The 22,849-nt window shown below is 67.4% G+C and carries 16 protein-coding genes; 8 read left to right on the top strand and 8 right to left on the bottom strand.

What is annotated here, in order from left to right; translation table 11 throughout:
- Positions 1 to 8 precede the first annotated feature (8 nt).
- The 4 genes from F572_RS0108660 to F572_RS0108675 are packed head-to-tail and all read right to left on the bottom strand — an operon-like array spanning position 9 to position 2,759.
- Entirely contained in the window at positions 9 to 551 is a 543-nt protein-coding gene (locus tag F572_RS0108660; protein ID WP_017942715.1) for a pilus assembly protein PilP, read from the bottom strand.
- On the bottom strand, positions 551 to 1,132 hold the full coding sequence (locus F572_RS0108665; RefSeq protein WP_017942714.1) for a type 4a pilus biogenesis protein PilO: 582 nt from the start codon (positions 1,130 to 1,132) through the stop codon (positions 551 to 553). Before F572_RS0108665 ends, F572_RS0108660 begins: the two co-directional genes overlap by 1 nt.
- Complete coding sequence (locus F572_RS0108670) at positions 1,132 to 1,695, bottom strand: PilN domain-containing protein (protein ID WP_017942713.1); 564 nt, start codon at positions 1,693 to 1,695, stop codon at positions 1,132 to 1,134. The genes F572_RS0108665 and F572_RS0108670 overlap by 1 nt, the downstream gene beginning before the upstream one ends.
- The gene (locus tag F572_RS0108675; RefSeq protein WP_018158438.1) at positions 1,692 to 2,759 is read right to left on the bottom strand and encodes a pilus assembly protein PilM; all 1,068 of its coding nucleotides are present in this window, start codon (positions 2,757 to 2,759) and stop codon (positions 1,692 to 1,694) included. The genes F572_RS0108670 and F572_RS0108675 overlap by 4 nt, the downstream gene beginning before the upstream one ends.
- 143 nt (positions 2,760 to 2,902) lie before the next feature.
- Here F572_RS0108675 and F572_RS0108680 point away from each other — a divergent pair, with 143 nt between their 5' ends.
- Positions 2,903 to 5,284: a penicillin-binding protein 1A gene (locus F572_RS0108680; RefSeq protein ID WP_017942711.1), complete on the top strand. Its 2,382-nt coding sequence runs from the start codon at positions 2,903 to 2,905 to the stop codon at positions 5,282 to 5,284.
- Entirely contained in the window at positions 5,284 to 5,913 is a 630-nt protein-coding gene (locus tag F572_RS0108685; RefSeq protein ID WP_017942710.1) for a hypothetical protein, read from the top strand. Before F572_RS0108680 ends, F572_RS0108685 begins: the two co-directional genes overlap by 1 nt.
- Before the next feature lie 28 nt (positions 5,914 to 5,941).
- On the opposite strand, the gene hemE is transcribed toward F572_RS0108685, so the two are convergent.
- From hemE to rpsU, 4 genes are all read right to left on the bottom strand, one after another.
- Entirely contained in the window at positions 5,942 to 6,997 is a 1,056-nt protein-coding gene (hemE, locus tag F572_RS0108690; protein WP_017942709.1) for a uroporphyrinogen decarboxylase, read from the bottom strand.
- An 8-nt stretch (positions 6,998 to 7,005) separates the two neighbouring features.
- Positions 7,006 to 8,412, bottom strand: coding sequence for an FAD-dependent oxidoreductase (locus F572_RS0108695; protein ID WP_018158439.1), 1,407 nt, complete (start codon positions 8,410 to 8,412; stop codon positions 7,006 to 7,008).
- A 100-nt stretch (positions 8,413 to 8,512) separates the two neighbouring features.
- On the bottom strand, positions 8,513 to 8,962 hold the full coding sequence (locus F572_RS0108700) for a GatB/YqeY domain-containing protein (protein WP_017942707.1): 450 nt from the start codon (positions 8,960 to 8,962) through the stop codon (positions 8,513 to 8,515).
- Between the two features lie 39 nt (positions 8,963 to 9,001).
- On the bottom strand, positions 9,002 to 9,217 hold the full coding sequence (rpsU, locus tag F572_RS0108705; RefSeq protein ID WP_012981683.1) for a 30S ribosomal protein S21: 216 nt from the start codon (positions 9,215 to 9,217) through the stop codon (positions 9,002 to 9,004).
- A gap of 180 nt (positions 9,218 to 9,397) precedes the next feature.
- On the opposite strand from rpsU, the gene aroB reads away from it, so the two are divergent.
- The 6 genes from aroB (at position 9,398) to rpoD (ending at position 22,755) form a co-directional block, all read left to right on the top strand.
- Positions 9,398 to 10,507 carry a 3-dehydroquinate synthase gene (aroB, locus tag F572_RS0108710; protein ID WP_018158440.1) on the top strand — a complete coding sequence of 370 codons (1,110 nt, stop codon included), beginning with the start codon at positions 9,398 to 9,400 and terminating at the stop codon, positions 10,505 to 10,507.
- A gap of 4 nt (positions 10,508 to 10,511) precedes the next feature.
- Positions 10,512 to 11,681 (top strand): deoxyguanosinetriphosphate triphosphohydrolase, encoded by a 1,170-nt coding sequence (locus F572_RS0108715; RefSeq protein ID WP_017942705.1) that lies wholly within the window; start codon positions 10,512 to 10,514, stop codon positions 11,679 to 11,681.
- A gap of 11 nt (positions 11,682 to 11,692) precedes the next feature.
- Complete coding sequence (locus tag F572_RS0108720; RefSeq protein ID WP_017942704.1) at positions 11,693 to 13,561, top strand: SPOR domain-containing protein; 1,869 nt, start codon at positions 11,693 to 11,695, stop codon at positions 13,559 to 13,561.
- Between the two features lie 360 nt (positions 13,562 to 13,921).
- The gene (gene gltB / locus F572_RS0108725; protein ID WP_017942703.1) at positions 13,922 to 18,385 is read left to right on the top strand and encodes a glutamate synthase large subunit; all 4,464 of its coding nucleotides are present in this window, start codon (positions 13,922 to 13,924) and stop codon (positions 18,383 to 18,385) included.
- Positions 18,386 to 18,817: 432 nt separating this feature from the next.
- Positions 18,818 to 20,605 carry a DNA primase gene (dnaG, locus tag F572_RS0108730; RefSeq protein ID WP_017942702.1) on the top strand — a complete coding sequence of 596 codons (1,788 nt, stop codon included), beginning with the start codon at positions 18,818 to 18,820 and terminating at the stop codon, positions 20,603 to 20,605.
- Positions 20,606 to 20,844: 239 nt separating this feature from the next.
- The gene (gene rpoD / locus F572_RS0108735) at positions 20,845 to 22,755 is read left to right on the top strand and encodes an RNA polymerase sigma factor RpoD (RefSeq protein ID WP_017942701.1); all 1,911 of its coding nucleotides are present in this window, start codon (positions 20,845 to 20,847) and stop codon (positions 22,753 to 22,755) included.
- Positions 22,756 to 22,849: the final 94 nt, after the last annotated feature.

The raw sequence follows: 22,849 nt of genomic DNA on the forward strand, positions 1-22,849 counted from the left end.
CCCAACCGCTATTCGGTCAGCGCCACCGAATTCTCGCGTTCCACATGGCCACCAAAGGCATCCGGCACGATTTCAATCAACCGGATCTGGGTGGGCGTGATTTCGACGATCTCGCCATGGTTCTGGCCCATATAATTGCCTTCGGTCACCCGCTGAATCCCGCGGTCCGGGGTTCGGACCAGGGCATAGCGCACCCCATCCTGCTCCAGCGAGCCGACCATCCGCAGGGAATCCAGCGGAAAGCCCTCGAGGAACTCGCGCGGGCGATCCGGATCGACCTCGGCGTCCCCGGGCTGCCCCTCGGCCGCGGCAGGCGCCGGCTGCGCAATCACCGACGAGTCAAAGGGCGACCGGGTGTGGCCCGGGTAGAGGTAGGGCTCGTGCGGCTCCAGGGTCGGGATCGGCTCGATGCCGCTGCCCGGACGCTCCTTGACATCGGCGATGTACTGCTGAAGATCGCGGTTATCCTGGGTACACCCGGAAAGAACGAAACCGCCCGCAAGGATCAGGGCCAGCCCCGGCCATACCGCCTGCATGGAAGAATGCTTCATCAGTTCTCCTCCAGGTAGCGGTAGGTTCGGGCGACCGCGTCCATCAGCAGGTCGTTATCGGCATTCCCCGGGCGGATATGCATGTTGTGCATGGTGACCACGCGCGGCAGGGCCGAAACCCCGCTGACAAACTCCGCGAGGTCCTCGTAGTCACCCCGGACACGCAGCCGGATCGGAACCTCCGCGTAGAAATCCTGGCGGTTCTCGCCACGCGGCTCGAACAGCTCGATCTCCAGGCCGGCCTGCAATCCGGTCTGGGAGATGTCCACCAGGAGACTGGGGATCTCGGCGCTGCTCGGAAGCAACTCGAGCAGCGAGGCGAACATGCGCTCCATCTCCTCGAGCTGGTCCTCGTAGGCCTGCAGGTTGGCCGCGCGCTGCTGCTTGTCCTCGAACTCGTCACGCAGCTGCATCTCGCGGCTCTCGGCACGTTCGAGGTCGGTGCGCTGGTCACCGATGAACAGGTAGTAGGACAGGCCGAGGATCGCCAGGACGATCACGACCAGAATCAGGCCCTTGATACCCCAGGAGGCCTCCCCGATGTTGTTGAAGTCGATCTGGTTGAGTTCCTTGAGATCCATCAGGAATCCCCCTCTTCGGCATCCGGCCGGGTCTGCGTGGCATCCAGACGGAAGTCACGCACCTGGAGGCGACCCTCTTCCCGGGTCTCGATGATCTGCAGGTTGGAACTGCCCAGCCAGGGCGAGGCATCGATCCGGCGCATCAGCGCGGAGATCCGTGTGTTGGACTCGGAGCGACCGACGAGGCGGACATTCTCGCCCTCCTGGCGAACCTCGTTGAGGTACGTGCCATCGGGCAGGGTCTCGACCAGCTGGTCGAACAGATGCACCGCCTCGGGGCGCCGCGCCTGCAGGGTCTGGATGACCTCCATGCGGGCGATCAGCGCCTCGCGCTGCTCGTCCAGGTCCCGGATTCGGGCGATCTGGCGGTCGAGTTCGCGGATCTCGGTCTCCAGCATCTGGTTGCGCGACTGCTGGTGGTCGATGAGCGACCCCATGAAGCTGTAACCGGCAAACGCCAGGAGAACACCCACCACGGCGGCACCACCGGTCGCGGCGAAGAACTGCTTGCGCCGCTGTTCGCGTGCCTTTTCGCGCCAGGGGAGGAGGTTGATGTAGATCATGACGCGTACCCCCGCATGGCCAGGCCACAGGCCGTCATCAGCGCCGGGGCATCATTGGCGAAGCGTTCCTGGTTCACCCGCTTGGCCAGCGCCATGCCGCGGAACGGATTGGCGATCGAGACGGGCGTACCGGCGGCCTCCTCGAGCAGTTCATCCACGCCCGGGATGGCCGCGCAACCACCGCCCAGGAGGATATGATCGATCGTATCCTGCGGGCGGGTGACGTAAAAGTACTGCAGCAGCCGCTGGATCTGGTCGACCATGGTCTGCTTGAAGGGCTCGAGGATGGAACTGGCGTAGTCGGCCGGCAGGTCACCGCTCATCTTGGCGGAACCGGCCTCCTGATAATTCATGCTGTAGCGACGCATGATCTCTTCGGTGAGCATGCGACCGCCGAAATTCTGCTCGCGGGTGTAGACGACGCCCTCGTCCTGACTGACCACGTACACGGCAGTCACCGAAGAACCGACGTCCACCACCGCAACGATGGGCTTGCTCTCGCGATCCGGGATCTGCTCCATCAGGCGTTCCGCGGTGTGTTCGATCGCGTAGGCCTCGACGTCGACCAGCTCGGGGGTCAGCTTGGCGGCCTCGGCGATGGCCACGCGGGAATCGACGTTCTCGCGGCGCGAAGCCACCACGAGGACGTCGACCATTTGGGGGTTTTTTTCATTCTTGCCGAGGACCTGGAAGTCCAGGTTGACCTCTTCAAGGGTGTAGGGGATGTACTGATCGGCCTCCACGAAGACCTGGCCTTCAAGTTCCGCATCGCCCAGCGCGGCCGACATTTGAATGGTCTTGGTGATGACAGCGGAAGAAGGGACGGCCATCGCACAGTGCTTGAGTCGGGTGCCGGAACGCTTGACCGCCCGGGCCAGGGCATTGCCCACCGCCTCGGTGTCCTGGCAGACCTTGTCGACCATCACCCCGTCCGGTAACGGCTCGACCGCGAAGGCCTCGACCCGGTACCCCTTACCCTGTCGCGCCAGCTCCAGCACCTTTACGGCTGCCGAGCTGATGTCCACGCCCAGGACCCCCTGTTTGGATTTTCCGAGACTCAGCACACATCCCCCTGTATACCCCAACGAAAGTAACTGGTAGCGTTACAATCACGTATGCTAGCTCGTTCACAATATACACCGCGACTTCAAGGTTGCAAGTCGCATTGAATGCGACTTCTCATCTTGGCCTCACTTTTTTTGCTGTCATGAATCCGGTCTTCAAGATTATTGCGGCGCTGCTGGCCCTGATTCTGGCAGCCGGAATCGGCCTGTCCATCGCACTGGCCGCTCTCTACGTTTATTACGCGCCGACCCTCCCCGAGGCCGATGCGGTGCGGGACGTGCGCCTGCAGACACCCCTGCAAGTGCGCAGCGCGGACGGTCGCCTGATGGGCGAATTCGCGGAAGAACGCCGCATCCCGGTCCCGATCGAAGCGATCCCGCAGCAGGTTCGCGACGCCTTTATCGCGGCCGAGGACGAACGCTTCTACGACCACCCTGGCGTGGACGTCCTGGGCCTGGCCCGGGCCGCGCTCAACCTCGTATCCACTGGCGGGGAACGCAGTCAGGGCGGCAGCACGATCACCATGCAGCTGGCACGCAATATCTTCCTTACGCGCGAACGCACGTACGAGCGCAAGCTGCGCGAGATTTTCCTGGCCATCCGCCTGGAACAGGAACTTGAGAAGGACGAAATCCTCGAGTTGTACCTGAACAAGATCTACCTCGGACAGCGCGCCTACGGGATCGAGGCTGCCTCGCGGGTGTACTTCGGGCGCTCGCTGGACGCCCTGGAACTGGACGAGATCGCCACGCTCGCCGCCCTGCCCAAGGCGCCCTCCACGACCAACCCGGTCACGAGCCCCGAACGCGCCGAGGTCCGGCGCAACTACGTGCTGCGGCGCATGCTGGAAACGGGCGCCATCGACGAGGCCGCCTTCGAGGCCGCGATATCGCGGCCGGTGCTGTCCGAACGCCATACCGCTGCGACCGAGATCGACGCCCACTGGGTCGCCGAGATGGCGCGCCAGATGGTGGTGAACCTGTGGGGCGACGAGGCCTATCGCCGCGGCCTGCAGGTGCACACCACCATCGACTCCCGCCAGCAGGAAGCCGCCAACCAGGCCCTGCGCGAAGGATTGCTGGAATATGACGAACGTCACGGTTTTCGCGGTCCGGAGATGCGCATTCCGGATGCCACTCTGGACGATGCCGAGGCACGTGAACGTGCCCTGAAGGCCATCGGGGCACACGGACGCCTGCTGTTCCCCGCCGTGGTCATGAATCCGGACGACGACGGGGTCCTGCGCGTCGACGGTGGCCGGATCGGCGAGCAGGAGATCCTCCCGGAAGACCGCGAATGGGCCGGCTCCCCTGCATTCCAGCGCGGAGACGTGATCCGCATCCGCCCGCACACCGAGGGGCGCTGGCGCCTGGCCCAGAAGCCCGAGGTCACCGGGGCCGTGATTGCCCAGGCACCGGAGGACGGCGCCATTACCGCCCTGGCCGGGGGCTTCGACTTCTTCGAGAATCGCTACGATCGCACAACGCAGGCCCAGCGCCAGCCCGGATCGGCCTTCAAGCCACTGGTCTATGCCCTGGCTCTGCGCGAAGGATACCGACCGGACAGCACCGTCATTGACGCCCCGATGGTCTTCAACGATCCGGCCCTGGGGGCCGAGTGGCGGCCGCAGAACTACACCCGCCGCTTCCATGGCGAGACGACACTACGCGAGGCGCTGGCGAACTCCCGCAACCTGGCGTCCATCCGCCTGCTGGATCGCCTGGGGACCGGCAACGTCCACCAGGAACTGACGCGTTTTGGCCTGAGCCGCGAGACCCAGCCGAACAACCTGTCGATGGTCCTGGGGACCGGAACGCTCACCCCGCTGCAGCTGAACAACGCCTATGGCGTATTCGCCAGCGGCGGGCGCCTGAACAGCCCGTGGATCATCTCGCGGATCGAGACGGTGGACGGGGAAGTGCTCTACGAAGCGGCCACCGAGCGCGCCTGCCCGGCGCCCTGTGCCAGCCCGGAGGGACAGGACCTGCCGCTGGTCGCCAGCAGCGGGCCGCTGCAGTACACCGACCCGGTCCCCGTCCTGGAACCCGGCGTCGCCTGGCAGATGGGGGAGATGCTGCGCAGCGTGATCACCTCGGGCACCGGGCGGCGCGCCCTCGAGCTTGGTCGCTCCGACCTCGCCGGCAAGACCGGTACCACCAACGACTACCGCGATGCGTGGTTTGCCGGGTTCAACGCGGATCTCGTCGCCACCGCCTGGATCGGCTTCGACGACAACCGCGAACTGGGCCGGCGCGAGAGCGGCGGCCGGGCCGCCCTGCCCATCTGGACCCGGTTCATGGGCAGCGTGCTGAGCGACCAGCCGGACCACCCCCTGGAACGCCCCGACGACCTCGTGCGCGTCGCGATCCTGCCGAACGGTCAGCGCGCGCCCAGCGACGACGCGCCGGGGGCGACCAACCAGTGGTTGCTGCCCCACCAGATCCCGGAACGCGGGCACGTCATTCCCGGAGGCGGCGGCGACAACGGCGGTAACGGCAGTCAGCAGCCCGAACTGGTGTTTTGATGGGGGCCCCCTCGCGCGTACGCCAGGAACTGGCGCAGGAGGCCGCCCGCATCATGCTCGACGACGGGATCCGCGACTTTGCGCTCGCCAAGCGCAAGGCCGCGGAGCACCTTGGGGTAGATGCCCGTCACGAGATGCCGGGCAACCTGGAGATCCAGGATGCCGCCATCGAACGCAGCCGGCTGTTCGCGAGCCCGGGCAGTCGCGCGGCCTACCGCGAGCGGCTGGAGGCGGCCCTGATCGTAATGGAACGCCTGCGACACCTGGAGCCGCGCCTGGTGGGCCCCCTGCTCCAGGGACTGGTCGAGTCGCAGCCGCTGATCAACCTGCACGCGTTCGCCGAGACCGTGGAAGAGGTGATCCTGGAACTGGGCGAGCGGGGCATCCACTGCGAGACCGGGGAACGGCGCTACCGCAGCCGGCAGGGCCGTGAACAGCGCATCCCGTTCCTCGCGTTTCGCGGCCCGGACGACACGGATGTGGAACTGACGGTATTCCCGCTGGACGGCATGCGCCAGGCGCCGCCCTCTCCGGTGGACGGGCGCCCGATGGCGCGCGCGACGCGCGCGGACGTGGAAAGGATGCTGGCAGAGGCCGACGCCGAGACAGCGCCGGCCGAGGCGGAGTAGGGACGGAAGGCCAGGCCTCCCCGGCAGCCTACCGGCGGTAGTTCGTGACCGTATCCACCATGGCGGCAACCCGCTCGGGATCGATCCCCGGATGCACGCCGTGACCCAGGTTGAATACGTGGCCGGTATCGCGGTCGAAGCCGTCGAGGACGCGCTGCGTCTCCTCGCGCACCACGGCCTCCGGCGCGTAGAGCACCGACGGATCCAGGTTGCCCTGCAGCGCGACGCGGTCGCCGACCCGGCGGCTGGCCTCGCCGATCTCGATGGTCCAGTCCAGGCCCAGGGCATCGGCCCCGGTGTCCGCCATCATCTCCAGCCAGGCCCCGCCGCCCTTGGTGAACAGCGTCACCGGCACGCGGCGGCCGTCGTTCTCGCGGATCAGGCCGTCGACGATGCGCTGCATGTACGCCAACGAGAACTCGCGGTAGGCCCGCGGGGTGAGCGAGCCCCCCCAGGTGTCGAAGATCATCACCGACTGGGCGCCGGCCCGGATCTGGGCATTGAGGTAGTCGGTGACCGCGGTGGCGACCTTCTGCAGCAACGCGTGCATCGCCTGCGGCTCGCCGTACATCAGGCGCTTGGTCTCGGCAAAATCGCGCGAGCCCTGACCCTCGACCATGTAGGTCGCCAGCGTCCACGGACTGCCGGCGAAGCCGATCAGCGGTACCTGCCCATCCAGTTCACGACGAATCAGGCGCACCGCGTCCATTACGTAGCGCAGCTCCTGCTCCGGGTCCGGCACCGGGAGGTTCTCGATCGCCTCGAGCGAGCGCACAGGATCGCGAAAACGCGGGCCCTCGCCGGTCTCGAAATAAAGACCCAGCCCCATCGCGTCGGGGATGGTCAGGATGTCGGAGAACAGGATCGCCGCATCCAGCGGGAAGCGGCGCAGCGGCTGCATGGTGACTTCGCAGGCCAGCTCCGGGTTCTGGCACAGGCTCATGAAGCTGCCAGCCTGGGCACGGGTCTCGCGGTATTCCGGCAGGTAGCGACCGGCCTGGCGCATGATCCAGATCGGCGGACGGTCCACCGGCTCGCGCAACTGGGCCCGCAGGAGACGGTCGTTCTTCAGGTTCTGGGACATCGAAAGGCTCAAACGCCGAGATATTCAAGGATGCCTTCGGCGGCCTCGCGGCCCTCGAAGACGGCGGTGACGACCAGGTCGGAGCCGCGCACCATGTCGCCGCCGGCAAAGACCTTCGGGTTGCCGGTCTGGAAGGCATGCTCGCCCAGGGTCTGTACGCGCCCGCCCTCGTCGATGCCGATCTTGTAGTCGGCGAACCAGTCGGAGGGCGACGGACGGAAGCCGAATGCGATCAGCACCCGGTCGGCCGGAATCAAGTGCTCGGAGCCGGGGACCGGCTCGGGACGGCGACGGCCGCGCTCGTCCGGAGCACCCATCTGGGTACGCACGACCTTCACGCCCTCGACCTTGCCGTCGCCGACGATCTCCACCGGCTGCACGTTGAATTCGAAGTGCACGCCCTCTTCGCGCGCATGCACGACTTCCTTGCGCGAACCCGGCATGTTCTCTTCGTCGCGGCGATACGCACAGGTCACCGAGGCCGCGCCCTGGCGGATCGAGGTGCGGTTGCAGTCCATCGCGGTATCGCCGCCGCCGAGGACGACCACGCGCTGGCCGGCCATGTCGATGAACTCGCCGCCCTCTTCCTGCGGCCAGTTCATCACCTGGCGGACGTTGGAGATCAGGAACGGCAGCGCCGGATACACGCCCGGCAGGTCCTCGCCAGGGAAGCCGCCCTGCATCGCCGTGTAGGTGCCCATGCCGAGGAACACGGCATCGTACTCCTCCAGCAGGGCGTCCATCGCGATGTCGCGGCCGATCTCGGTGTTCAGGCGGAACTCGACGCCCATGCCCTCAAGGATCTCGCGGCGGGTGCGGATGACGTGCTTTTCCAGCTTGAACGGCGGGATACCAAAGGTCAGCAGGCCACCGATCTCCGGATAACGGTCATACACCACCGCCTGCACGCCGTTGCGCGCCAGGATGTCCGCGCAACCCAGCCCCGCGGGGCCGGCCCCGATCACCGCAACGCGCTTGCCGGTCGGGGTGACATCGGACAGGTCCGGGCGCCAGCCGGCCTTCAGGGCCTCGTCGGTGATGTACTTCTCGACCGAGCCGATGGTGACCGCGCCGAAGCCGTCATTCAGGGTGCAGGCGCCCTCGCACAGACGGTCCTGCGGGCACACGCGACCGCAGACCTCGGGCAGGGAGTTGGTCTTGTGCGAGAGCTCCGCGGCCGCAAACAGGTTGCCTTCCTCCACCAGCTTCAGCCAGTTGGGGATGAAGTTGTGGACGGGGCACTTCCATTCGCAGTAGGGATTGCCGCAGGCCAGACAACGGCCGGCCTGCTGACCGGCGGTCGCCGGATCGAACTGGCCAATGATCTCGCCGAACTCGTGGATCCGGATCTCGGCGGGGGTCTTCTGGGGGTCCTGGCGCGGAAGGTCCAGGAACTGCATCGGATTGGAAGCCATGGATCACTCGCTCCGGCGAACACTCGCAGGCGCGGACGCCACGGGTTCCCCGTTGTTGCGTTCAGGTTAGGAGGGCTTTACGGCCAACCGGGCGAACCGGTCAAGAATTCCCCAGCGCGGACCGGACCTTCTGACTCACCTGGCCCATGTCGGCACGGCCGAAGACCCGCGGCTTGAGCACGCCCATCACCTTGCCCATGTCACCGGGGGCCGCAGCGCCGGTCTCGGCGATCGCTTTCTGCACAAGCTGATCGAGAGCGGCCGCATCCAGCGGCTCGGGCATGTATTCCTCGATAATGGCGACCTCGGCGGCCTCGCGCTCGGCGAGGTCCTCGCGACCGCCCTTCTGGTACTGATCGATGGAATCGCGCCGCTGCTTGAGCATGCGATTGAGGATCGCCAGCACGGTGTCGTCGTCGGCCTCGCGCCGCTCGTCCACCTCGAACTGCGACACCTCGGCCTGAATCATGCGCAATGCGGACAGGCGGTCCTTCTCCCGGGCCCGCATGGCCTGCTTCACATCATCCTGCAACCGGGCCTTGAGCGACATTGTTGGGTCCTCGGGTCCGGGCAGCCACCCGGACGGGGTTCAGTACAGACGCACCCGGCGAGTCATGTCGCGGGAGTTCTTCTTCAGCTGGCGCTTCACTGCGGCCGCGGCCTTGCGCTTGCGCTCGGTGGTCGGCTTTTCGTAGTACTCGCGGCGGCGGACTTCCGCGACCACACCGGCCTTCTCGCAGGTGCGCTTGAAGCGGCGCAGGGCAACCTCGAAGGGCTCATTCTCACGAACTCGTACGTGCGGCATACAATCTCCGAAACGGATGCTGGATCATCTCGATCAAAAACAACAAAACCGGCCGCCAAACACTCCGGGCGACCATGCAGAACTCCCTATGGTAATCCAACCCGCACCAATTGCAAAAGTCCGTGAAGCGATCCGCAGCATGCGGGACGCCCGGCTTACGCCACCGTCGACCCGCACGCTATGATGACGGGCATGGAAAGCCTCAATGTCGAACTGGGCGAACGCGCCTACCCGATCCACATCGGGCCGGGCCTGCTGACCGACCCGCAACGGCTGCGCCCGGCTCTGGAGGGCCGGCGCGTTGCCGTGGTCACCAATACCACCGTCGGCCCGCTGTACGGGGAGGCCCTGCGCCGGAACCTCGCCCAGTGCGACATCAGCGGCGAGCCGTTGTGGATCGAACTGCCCGACGGCGAACAGCACAAGACCCTGGCCACCGTGGAGACCATCCTGACCCGGCTGCTGGAGGCCCGACTGGACCGAGGCAGCCGCATCGTCGCCCTCGGCGGGGGGGTCGTCGGCGACATCGCCGGGTTTGCCGCCGCGATCTACCAGCGCGGCATCGACTTCGTGCAGGTGCCGACCACCCTGCTCGCCCAGGTCGACTCCTCCGTAGGCGGCAAGACCGGGGTCAACCACCCGCTGGGCAAGAACATGATCGGCGCCTTCCATCAGCCGCGCGCCGTCGTCATCGATACCGACACCCTGAAGACCCTGCCCGAGCGCGAGCTGCAGGCAGGCCTGGCCGAGGTCATCAAGTACGGCCTGATCCGCGACGCCGAGTTCTTCGCCTGGCTGGAAGAACATATCGACGCCCTGCGCGCGCTGGAGCCGGAAGCCCTGGCCCATGCCATCCGCCGCTCCTGCGCCTGCAAGGCGGAGATCGTCGCCGCCGACGAACGCGAGGGCGGCATCCGCGCCCTGCTCAACCTCGGCCACACCTTCGGCCACGCGATCGAGGCCGGCATGGGCTATGGCGCCTGGCTGCACGGCGAGGCGGTGGGCACCGGGATGGCCATGGCCGCGCGCATGTCCGAGCGCATGGGCTGGCTGGACCGCGCCGGGCGCGAACGCGCCGAGGCCCTGATCCGTCGCGCCGGCCTGGCCCTGGACCCGCCGGCCGAGGTGACCCCGGAGCGCTTCCGCGAACTGATGGCCATCGACAAGAAGGTCGCCAGCGGCCGCCTGCGCCTGGTGCTGCTACGCGGCATCGGCGAGGCCGTCCTGACCGACCAGTTCGACGAGACCGCCCTGGACCACACCCTGCACGAGCATGCCCGTGTCGCCTGAAGCCATGGCCATTCCCAGCGTCGCCCCCCCCGGCCTGGCGCCTTACGCCTGCGACCCGGCGCACTCGCGTGGCCGCGCCCAGGCCGAGCCCGCACCGCGCCACCGCAGCGACTTCCAGCGCGACCGCGATCGCATCGTGCACTCCAGTGCCTTTCGCCGGCTGGAATACAAGACCCAGGTCTTCATCAGCCACGAGGGCGATCTGTTCCGCAACCGCCTGACCCACTCGCTGGAGGTCGCCCAGATCGGGCGCTCCATCGCGCGGGCCCTGCAGCTGAACGAGGATCTGGTCGAGGCCGTCGCCCTGGCGCATGATCTCGGTCACACCCCGTTCGGGCACGCCGGACAGCACGCCCTGAATGCCTGTATGCGCGAGCACGGCGGCTTCGAGCACAACCTGCAGTCCCTGCGCATCGTGGACCTGCTGGAACGCCACTATGCCGACTTCGACGGCCTCAACCTGACCTTCGAGACGCGCGAGGGCATCCTCAAGCACTGCTCGCCGGAGAAGGCCCGCGAACTGGGCGAGATTGGCGTGCGTTTCCTGCAGAAGGAACAGCCGAGCCTGGAGGCCCAGCTCGCGAACGTGGCCGACGAGATCGCCTACAACAATCACGACGTCGATGACGGCCTGCGCTCCGGTCTGCTCACCATGGACCACCTCGCCGAGGTGACGCTGTTCCGCGCCTGTCGCGAGAAGGTCCAGGCCCGCTATCCGGACCTGGATCCCCGGCGCACCCAGCATGAAACCGTGCGGCGCATGATCGACACCCTGGTCGGCGACCTGATCGAGAGCAGCCGGGCGGCAATCGACCACCACCGCCCGCAATCCCCCGACGACGTACGCCGCACCGGCGAGGCCCTGATCCGCTTCAGCCCGGAGATGGCCGAGCAGGCACGGGAACTGAAAGGCTTTCTGCGCGAGAACCTCTACCATCACCACCAGGTGCACGGCGTCATGCACAAGGCCCGTCAGCTGATCCACGACCTGTTTGCCGCCTTTGAGTCGGAACCGCGCCTGATGCCCGAGAACTATCAGCGCCATGCCGACGAGATGGCCGCTCACGACCCGCACGGCCCCCAACGCGCCATCGCTGACTACATCGCCGGCATGACCGATCGCCACGCCATCCGCGAACACCACCGCCTGTTCGACCTGGGCACGCTGACCTGAGACCGAATCCGATGGCGCTTTCCGAACAATGCCTGGAACAACTCGGCCTGCACGCGCCGCCGTTTGACGACGCCCCCGACGAGACCTTCGTCTACAGCGACCCGCTACTCGACGGCCAGCTGGAATCGGCGCGGGCCGCCCTGAACGGCCCCGGCGCGGTCGTGCTGATGACCGGCGAGAACGGCTCCGGGCGCAGCCTGCAGCTGATGCGACTGCTGGCCATGCTGCCCGACCCGTTCGAACTGATCGCCTTCCGCGCGCGCATCAACACCCAGTTCGAATCGGTGGACAACACCATTCGCAACTACCTGCGCTCGCAGAATGCGGACGACCCGGATCGCCCCCTGACCGAACTGCTCGCGGACCGCGTCGCCGACGGCGTCGATCCGGTCATCGCCATGGACGATGCCCACCTGGTGGGGACCGACATCGTCAACAACCTGATGCGCATGCGCAGCGAGGTCCTCGCCAAGCACGGCCGCGCCCCGCGCATCATCCTGGTGGGATCCGCCGGCCTGCTGCGCCGGCGCCTGTACCTGCCCGACCCCTCCGACGAGGACCAGGTCACCCGCATCAGTCTGCGCGCCTTCAACCTCGAGCAAACGGCGGCCTACCTGCGCCACCGCCTGCAGGCCGCGGGACTCACCGACCCCGAGCGCCTGCTGGACGCGGACGCCATCCATCACCTGCAGACCACCAGCCAGGGCCTGCCCGGCAACCTCAACCGCGAGGCCAACAACTTCCTCGAGCGCCAGTGCCGCAGCGAGCGCCGGTCCGGTTCCGTGGCGACCGGCAGCACCGCCCCCGGCGTGGCGGCGGGCGACGCCGCCGAGGGCGACACCGACGAGTCCGATACCATCGCCGGGGATCCGCAAGCCGAAGAACCGGCGTTCGCCACCGCCTTCCACGAGTCCGATCCGGAACCCGAGGCCGAACCGGAGCCGACCCTCCGGACAAGCCGGGACGCCGATGACGGCTTCACGCCCGCGGCCGAGGCCCTGTCCGCCGCCCCCGCGGAATCCGAAACCGACAACGGCATATCCGCGAGCGCACCGGGCGGCATCGAGGCCGACGAGCGCATTCCCGAGCCCCCCGCGCCGGAAAGCACCGCATTCTGGAACCAGCGCTGGTTCGTCCCAGCCGTGGCCATCACCGTGGCCCTGGGGATCGCTGCGCCGGTCGCCTGGCAACTCCTGGAGAGCGACGCCACACCCGCCGACAGCGAGATCATCGAACTGCCCCTGCCCGAACCACGCGTCACCGAGGCCGAGCCGGAACCCGCCCCCGAAGCCGAACCAGAGACGCTGCAGGACGATGAGGTGGCGGTGGGCGACCCGCTGGACCTGCCGCCTCCGGCCGAGACCGAACCGACCTCCCCGGAGACCGGCAGCCCGGACCCGGCCGCACGCGCCAGCGAGACCGAAACACCCGTGGAACCCGAAGCGGCCGCGCCAGAACCGGCGCCGGAAGCAGAGCCCGAACCCGCCCCGGAACCCGCACCTGCGCCGGAGCCCGAGCCCGAACCCGAGCCCGCACCGGAACCGGCCGCCGCAGAACCGGCCGCGGATGACGCGGACGCCGAACGCCTGCGCAGCGACCGCGCCTGGCTGAGCAACCAGGACGGCGGCGCCACGACCATCCAGCTGCTGGCCGCCCCGAACATGGGCGCCGCGCGGGCCTATGCCGACCAGCACCAGCTGGGTGGCATCCGCTACATCCCGACGCGGGTCAACAACCGCGACTTCGTGGTCATCCTCGCCGGGGTCTTCCCCGACCGGGCCGCCGCCCAGCGCGCCGCGCAGGACCTGCCGGCCGCGGTGCGCAGCGACGAACCCTGGATCCGCTCCATCGGCTCGGTCCAGAACGCCGTCCGCGATTGATCCGGCCCACAGCTGCACTCACTACATGATGCTCAAAGAAACCCTGAAAAGCATTGACAGGAAGAGGGGAAGACAGGAAGGGACTGACCTGGAGTGTTTTGGGTCGGAATCGTCTTTTCCTTCCCACCTTCGCGTCTTCCTGTAAACCGCCCTCGACCTGCTTGGCGGCTTCGTGGTGAACCGCGCTGCCGGACCTTAACCTGCGCCGGTGTCGTGTCTTCTTGACCGCGCCCGGTTTGCCGGGAGAATGATGGTTCGGCTATATTCCTGCGCCTTTTTCCGTGTTCTTTTTCCAGGGACGGCCCTGACCAACGTACCGCGCCCGCGTATGGCCCCGCGCGCTGCGACCGGAGTTGACCGATGCGACAGAACCAACTGAACGGCACCCTCTACCGCCCCGAATTCGAGCGCGACAACTGCGGCTTCGGCCTGATCGCGCACATGGACGGCGTAGCCAGCCACTGGGTGGTGGACACCGCGATCAAGGCCCTGGAACGCATGACCCACCGCGGCGCGATCGCCGCCGACGGCAAGACCGGCGACGGCTGCGGCCTGCTGATGAAGACCCCCGAGGCCTTCCTGCGCACCCTCGCGTCCGAGTCGAACATCGAACTGGCCGAGCGCTTCGCCGCCGGCATCGTGTTCATCAACCCGGAGAAGATCGCCGAGACCCGCGCCACCGTGGAGAGCGCGATCGAGCGCGGCCCGCTCCGGCTTGCCGGCTGGCGCGAGGTGCCGGTCAATCCGGAAGACGCCTGCGGCGCCGAGGCGATGAAGAGCCAGCCGCACATCCTGCAGGTGTTCATCAATGCCCCGGCGGAGATGGACGCGGCCGACTTCGAGCGCGCGCTGTTTGTGGTGCGCCGTCGCGCCGAGATCGCGATGGGCGACGACCCGGTGTTCTACGTGCCCAGCCTGTCGGCGCAAGTGCTCTCCTACAAGGGCCTGGTGATGCCGGCCAACCTGCCGGTGTTCTACCCGGACCTGAAGCGCCCCGAACTGGAGACCGCGATCTGCGTGTTCCACCAGCGCTTCTCCACCAACACCTTCCCGCAGTGGGGCCTGGCACAGCCGTTCCGTTTCCTCGCCCACAACGGCGAGATCAACACCGTGCAGGGCAACCGCAACTGGGCGGTCGCGCGCCAGCACAAGTTCGCCACCGAGAAGCTGCCGGAACTGGCCGAACTGGAACCGCTGGTGAACCTGGAGGGCTCCGACTCGCAGAGCCTGGACAACATGCTCGAGGTGCTGCTCGCCGGCGGCATGGACCTGTTCCGCGCGATGCGCCTGCTGGTCCCGCCGGCGTGGCAGAACGTCGCGCACATGGACTCCGACCTGCGCGCATTCTACGAATACAACTCCATGCACATGGAGCCCTGGGACGGCCCGGCCGGGATCGTGCTGACCGACGGCCGCTACGCCGCCTGCACCCTTGATCGCAACGGCCTGCGCCCGGCGCGCTACGTGATCACCAAGGACCGCCACATCACCCTGGCCTCGGAAATCGGCGTGTATGACTACGCCCCCGAGGACGTGGTCGCCAAGGGCCGCCTGAAGCCCGGGCAGATGCTGGCCGTGGATACCGAGTCCGGCGAACTGCTGCAGCCCGAGGACATCGACCGCATCAACCGCACCCGCCAGCCCTATCGCCAGTGGCTGCGCGCGCAGGTGCACCATCTGAAGAGCCAGCTGGACGACAATCAGCTGTTCTCCGGCGAGCCGATGCCGCCCGAACGGCTGGAGACCTACGAGAAGCTGTTCGACGTGACCTTCGAGGAGCGCGACCAGATCCTCCGCGTGCTGGCCGAGGCCGGTCAGGAGGCCGTCGGTTCCATGGGCGACGACACCCCATTCGCGGTACTCTCCCGCCACACCCGCTCACTGTTCGACTACTTCCGCCAGCAGTTCGCCCAGGTCACCAACCCGGCGATCGACCCACTGCGCGAGAGCATCGTGATGTCGCTGGAGACCTGCTTCGGCCGCGAGCAGAACCTGTTCGAGGAGACCCCGGACCACGCCCACCGGCTGGTGTCCGACTCCCCGGTGCTGTCCGAGGCCAAGTTCCGCGAGCTGTGCAACCAGACCGAGGACGCCTTCCGCGTCGAGCGCATGGACCTCAACTACGACGTCCACTCCGGCTCGCTGGAGGACGCCGTAAAGGCCCTGACCGAACGCGCGGTCGAGGCCGTGCGCGAGGGCGCCGTGGTGCTGGTGCTCTCCGACCGCGGCATCGACCCGGAACGCCGCCCGATCCCGGCCGCGCTGGCCGTCGGCGCGGTGCACCACGCGCTGATCCGCGCCAAGCTGCGCACCGATGCCAACATCGTCGCCGAGACCGCCACCGTGCGCGACCCGCACCACTTCGCGGTGCTGCTCGGCTACGGCGCGACCGCGATCTACCCGTACCTGGCCTACTCCGCGCTGCACGGCATGTGCCAGTCCGGCGAAATCCCGAACGCGGACCCGCTGACGCTGGCGCAGAACTACCGCAAGGGCATCAACAAGGGCCTGTTCAAGATCCTGTCGAAGATGGGCATCTCCACCATCGCCAGCTACCGCGGCGCGCAGCTGTTCGAGATCGTCGGCCTGGCCGACGAGGTCGTGACGACCTGTTTTACCGGCACCACCAGCCGTATCAAGGGCACCCGCTTCGCCGACATCGAGGCGGACCTGGAGACGCTGTCCAAGCGCGCCTGGAACCCGCGCAAGAGCGCCGGCCAGGGCGGTCTGCTGAAGTACGTTCACGGCGGCGAGTACCACGCCTACAACCCGGACGTGATCCAGACCCTGCACCGCGCGGTGCAGTCCGGCGACTACGGCGTGTACAAGGAATACGCGGACCTAGTGAACGAACGACCGGTGACCGTGCTGCGCGACCTGCTGAAGGTCCGCGACGACATCGAGCCGATCGAGGTCGACGAGGTCGAATCCGAGGCCGACATCCTGCCGCGTTTCGACTCCGCCGGCATGAGCCTGGGCGCGCTGTCGCCGGAGGCCCACGAGGCTCTCGCCACCGCGATGAACCGCCTCGGCGGGCGCTCCAACTCCGGCGAGGGCGGCGAGGCCGTCTCCCGCTACGGCACCGAGCGGATGTCGAAGATCAAGCAGGTGGCCTCCGGCCGCTTCGGCGTGACCCCGCACTACCTGGTCAACGCCGAGGTCCTGCAGATCAAGGTCGCCCAGGGTGCCAAGCCCGGCGAGGGCGGCCAGCTGCCGGGCCACAAGGTCAACAAGATGATCGCCGAGTTGCGCTACTCGAATCCGGGCGTGGCCCTGATCTCGCCGCCGCCGCATCACGACATCTATTCCATCGAGGACCTGGCGCAGCTGATCTTCGACCTCAAGCAGGTGAACCCCAACGCCCTGGTCTCGGTGAAGCTGGTCTCCGAGGCCGGCGTCGGCACCGTGGCCGCGGGTGTGGCCAAGGCCTACGCCGACCTGATCACCATCTCCGGTTACGACGGCGGCACCGGGGCCAGCCCGCTGACCTCGGTCAAGTACGCCGGCACGCCGTGGGAACTGGGCCTGGCCGAGACCCACGCGACCCTGCGCGGCAACGACCTGCGCGACAAGGTGCGCCTGCAGACCGACGGCGGCCTGAAGACCGGCCTGGATGTCATCAAGGCCGCGATCCTCGGCGCCGAGAGCTTCGGCTTCGGCACCGGCCCGATGGTGGCGCTCGGCTGCAAGTACCTGCGCATCTGCCACCTGAACAACTGCGCAACGGGTGTGGCCACGCAGGACAAGGTGCTGCGCATGAACCACTTCATCGGGCTGCCCGAGATGGTCATGCACTACTTCCAGTTCGTCGCCCGCGAGACCCGCGAGTGGATGGCGAAGCTGGGCGTGCGCAGCCTGACCGACCTGATCGGCCGCACCGATCTGCTGGAGGTCCTGCCGGGCGAGACGCCCAAGCAGCAGCACCTGGACCTGAACGGCCTGCTGGCCAGTGGCGACCTCGACGGCAAGCCGCGCTTCTGCAAGGAGCCGAAGAACGAGCCGTTCGACAAGGGCGAACTGGCCGAGAAGATGGTCGCCGAGATGCTTCAGGCGATCGAGAGCAAGGCTGGTGGCGAATACCACTTCGACGTGGCCAACACCGACCGCTCGATCGGCGCCCGCCTGTCCGGCGAGATCGCCAAGCGCCACGGCAACCAGGGCATGTCGGACGCCCCGATCACCGTGCGCATGAAGGGCACGGCCGGGCAGAGCTTCGGCGTCTGGAACGCCGGCGGCCTGCACCTGTACCTGGAAGGCGATGCCAACGACTACGTCGGCAAGGGCATGACCGGCGGCAAGCTGGTCATCCGTCCGCCGGAAGGCTCGAGCTTCGCCAGCCAGGACACCACCATCATGGGCAACACCTGCCTGTATGGCGCAACCGGCGGCAAGCTGTTCGCCGCCGGCCAGGGTGGCGAGCGCTTCGGCGTGCGCAACTCCGGCGCCATCGCGGTGGTGGAAGGCATCGGCGACCACGGCTGCGAGTACATGACCGGCGGCGTAATGGTGGTGCTGGGCAATACCGGCATCAACTTCGGCGCGGGCATGACCGGCGGCTTCGCGTTCGTGCTGGACCGGGAGAACGACTTCCCCGACCGCATCAACAACGAGCTGATCGACCTGCATCGCCTCGACATCGAGGACATGGAGGCACACCGGAACTACCTGGAGGAACTCATCACCGAGTTCGTGCACGAGACCGACAGCGCCTGGGGCCGCGAGATCCTGGAACGCTTCGACGACTACCAGGGCTCGTTCTGGCTGGTGAAGCCCAAGGCCTCCGAACTCCGGGGCCTGCTGGCCAACCTGCGCCAGGCCGCCTGACCCGCCACCCGGCGGTACTACGATTCGGGCCCCTCACGGGGCCCGTTTTGTTTGCGCGGGTCAAAGTCCGTCGTTGCGGGCCCAACAGCAGCAAAGCGGCGCTGAACGGCCGCCGACCGGCCCGGGAGCCAACGCAGCGCGCAATCTTTCGTGCCTGACGCCATCCCGCCATCGGAGGCTCACGGATACCGATTGCTTCGTCGTCCACGGCTCCTCGTAATGACCGGGAGGTAGAAAGTAGCGTCATCGCGAGGAGCGAAGCGACGTGGCGACCTCCACGAGCAACCCCGGCGTCCACCGGAAGGCCACCGGGACTCGCCCGGGGCTTGCCGCGCCGGCTGCGGCGTCCCGCAATGACGTGTTGCGGCCCGACGCTGGGCTATCATGCGAACCTGACGACGAGCACACCCCCGAGGAACACCCGGCGACACCATGGCAGGTCTCATCCCCCAGGCATTCATCGACGAGCTGCTCGAGCGCAGCGACATCGTCGAGATAATCCAGCGCCGCGTCAGCCTGAAAAAGGCCGGGCGCGAGTTCGCCGCCTGCTGCCCGTTCCACGGCGAGAAGACCCCGTCGTTCTACGTCTCCCCGCAAAAGCAGTTCTATCACTGCTTCGGCTGCGGGGCGCACGGCACCGCCATCAGCTTCCTGATGGAGTACGAGAATCTGAGTTTTCCAGAGGCGGTGGAGCAGCTGGCCGAACAGGCCGGGCTCGAGGTACCGCGCGAGGCCGGAGGCGATGACAAGCGCGAGGCCCATGCTCCGCTGTATGACGCCCTGAACGCCGCCGCCGAGTACTACGTACAGCAGCTGCGCCAGACCCCGAAGGCGGTCGAGTACCTGAAAAACCGCGGCATCGACGGCACCACCGCGCGCGACTACCAGATCGGCTGGGCACCGCCCTCGGGGCTGATCGAGGCCCTCAAGCCCCGCTTCACCCCGCAGCAGCTGGTGGATGCCGGCCTGGCCGCGCGGCGCGACGACGGCGGCATCCGGGAGCGCTTTCGTACGCGCATCATGTTTCCGATTCGCGACCGGCGCGGGCGCATCACCGGCTTCGGCGGGCGCCTGGTCGAGGACGGCGAGCCGAAGTACCTGAACAGCCCGGAGAGCGAAGTCTTCCACAAGGGCCAGGTGATCTACGGCCTGTTCGAGGCGCGCAAGGCGAACACCCGCCTGGACGACATCGTCGTGGTCGAAGGCTACATGGATGTGGTCGGCCTGGCGCGCGCCGGCTTCCGTCGCGCCGTGGCCTGCATGGGCACCGCCCTGACCCGCGCCCATCTGGACAGCCTGTTCCGCCAGGTCTCGCGCATCACCCTGTGCTTCGACGGCGACGCCGCCGGCCGCCGCGCCGCGTGGCGCTCCCTGGCCGAGGCCCTGCCCGCGATCCAGGGCCTGCGCGAGGTTCGCGTGCTGTTCCTGCCGGAGGGCGATGACCCCGACAGCCTGGTGCTGCGCGACGGGCTGGACGGCTGGGAGGAACGCCTGGCCGGCGCCCTGCCCCTGTCCGAGACCCTGGTGCGGCTGCTGCGCGAGGAACACCCGACCGATACCGCCGAGGGCCGCACCCGCTTCGCCCATACCGCGATGAAGCTGGTCGCCACCACACGCGATCCACTGTTCCGCGACCAGCTGGTCGAGCGCATCGGCCAGGAAACCGGGCTGAGCCACGAGCGCCTGGAACAGGTCCTGTCCGAACAGCCCCCCGCACCCGCGCGCGGGGCCGACCCGGATGCGGGCGGCGAGCTGTCGACCCCGTCCGCCGGCGCCCCCGCACCCGCGGGTGGAGGGGAAAGCCCGCCGGCGCTGTGGGGCGCCCTGCTGGCCCGCGTGCTGCAACACCCGGATCTGGACTGGTCCCAGCCCGAATTCCGCCAGCTCGTCGAACTGCCCGGCGTGGCGGCGGCGACGCTGCGCGAACTCCTCGCGGCACTGGACGAAAACCCCGATCGGCATACCGCCGGGCTGCTGGAGCGCTTCCGCGACCAGCGCCACTTCCAGCGTCTGATGGCCCTGGCCCACCAGACGCTGGACGACGGCGAGGTGACCGTGACCCGGCAGACGGCCCTGGACTGCGCCCGCCAGCTCCTGCGCCAGCACTATCGTTCGCGAATTCGTGAACTGACTCGCCCCGGCGCCGAGCTGGGGACGGAACAACGCGCCGAGCTCGCTCGTCTTACCGAGCAGTTGCAGAGATTCGACGTGCCGCGTTAGGGAAAAATGCCGCCCTCCCCCCCGGGCCTGCCAGGTCTTGAATCCGCGGCGAACGCCCGCACTATTGCTCCAGGCCGGAAGGCGCCAGAAAGCGGCACGCGCGCGCCTTGACCGCAATCCCGGTCAGGCCACCGGCAATATAAGAATCTTCTGCTACAATACAGGATTGATTTTTCTGCGCCCATTTTCCCAGAGCCGTCTCGCCGCGGCTCGGACAAGCACCTCGGAGTACGACCGCAATGAATCGTGAAGAGCAACAATCCCAGCTCAAGGAACTGATTGCCAAGGGCAAGGAGCAGGGATACCTCACGTATACCGAGGTGAACGACCACCTGCCCGACTCGATCATCGACTCCGACCAGGTCGAGGACATCATCGCGATGATCAACGACATGGGCATCGCGGTGCACGAGCAGGCCCCGGACGCCGACAGCCTGCTGCTTTCCGACGGCTCCGTCTCCGCCGACGAAGACGCCGAGGATGCCGTCGCCGCACTAGCCTCCGCCGACAGCGACTTCGGCCGCACCACCGACCCCGTGCGCATGTACATGCGCGAGATGGGCACGGTCGAGCTGCTGACCCGCGAGGGCGAGATCCGCATCGCCAAGCGTATTGAAGAAGGCCTGATGCAGGTCCTGTTTGCGCTGGCCCACCACCCGGGTGCAATCGAGCGGCTGATCCGCGAATACGACCAGATCGTCGAGAACAACGGCCGCCTGACCGACCTGGTGGTCTCCTTCATCGACCCGAACGACCACGCCAATGGCGAGGCCGTCGCCCGTGGCCTGGTGACGCCGGAACAGGCACAGAAGGCCCAGGACGAGCAGAAGGCCGCCGCCGCGGCTGCCGCCGAGCAGCAGGCCAGCGCGGAGCTGGACGCCATCGTCGACGAAGTGGAAGACGCCGAGGAAGACGAGGAAGCCGCCGAGCCGGTCGACACTGGCCCGGACCCGGAAGAGGCGCGCGAGCGCTTCGAGAAGCTGCGCAAGCTGCACGCCAAGGCGCACAAGGCCTTCGAGAAGGGCAACCGCGAGGCCTACGCCGTCGCGCGCGAGGCCACCGCCAAGTACTTCATGGAGTTCAAGCTGGTGCCGCGCATGGTCGACCAGCTGACCACCCAGCTGCACGGCAGCATCGATCAGATCCGCCGCCACGAGCGCCGCATCATGCAGCTCGCCGTTGAACAGGCGCAGATGCCGCGCAAGGCCTTCATCGACAGCTTCCCCAAGAACGAGACCAACCTCGACTGGATCAAGGAAGCCTGCAAGGCCAAGGGCAAGTACACCACCGCCCTCGCCGAGCACGAGGATGAGATCGTACGCCTGCAGAAGAAGCTGGCCGAGATCGAACACCACGCCAGCCTGAACATCTCCGAGATCAAGGAGATCAACCGCCGCATGTCCATCGGCGAGGCCAAGGCCCGCCGTGCGAAGAAGGAGATGGTCGAGGCCAACCTGCGCCTGGTGATCTCCATCGCCAAGAAGTACACCAACCGCGGCCTGCAGTTCCTCGACCTCATCCAGGAAGGCAACATCGGCCTGATGAAGGCGGTCGACAAGTTCGAATACCGCCGCGGCTACAAGTTCTCGACCTACGCCACCTGGTGGATCCGCCAGGCCATCACCCGCTCCATCGCGGACCAGGCCCGGACCATCCGCATCCCGGTGCACATGATCGAGACCATCAACAAGCTCAACCGCGTCTCCCGCCAGATGCTGCAGGAGATGGGCCGCGAGGCCACGCCGGAAGAGCTGGCCGAGCGTATGGAGATGCCCGAGGACAAGATCCGCAAGGTGCTCAAGATCTCCAAGGAACCGATCTCCATGGAGACCCCGATCGGCGACGACGAAGACTCCCACCTGGGCGACTTCATCGAAGACGAGAAGGTCGCCTCGCCATCCGACTCCGCCGCGCAGGAAAGCCTCACCGAGGCCACCCGCGAGATCCTCTCCACGCTGACCCCGCGCGAGGCCAAGGTCCTGCGCATGCGCTTCGGCATCGACATGAACACCGACCACACCCTCGAGGAGGTCGGCAAGCAGTTCGACGTCACCCGCGAGCGCATCCGCCAGATCGAGGCCAAGGCCCTGCGCAAGCTGCGCCACCCGACCCGCGCCGAACTGCTGCGCACCTACACCGACGCCGAATAAACGGCGTCCCGGCCGCACGGCCGGAACCTGCCCTGCCGCTGCGGCGCCATCCCTGCCTTTCCGGGTAGAATGGCGCCGCAGTCGTTTGTACCCT

The organism is Thioalkalivibrio sp. ALE14, assembly GCF_000376845.1.
Classification (GTDB): Bacteria; Pseudomonadota; Gammaproteobacteria; order Ectothiorhodospirales; family Ectothiorhodospiraceae; genus Thioalkalivibrio.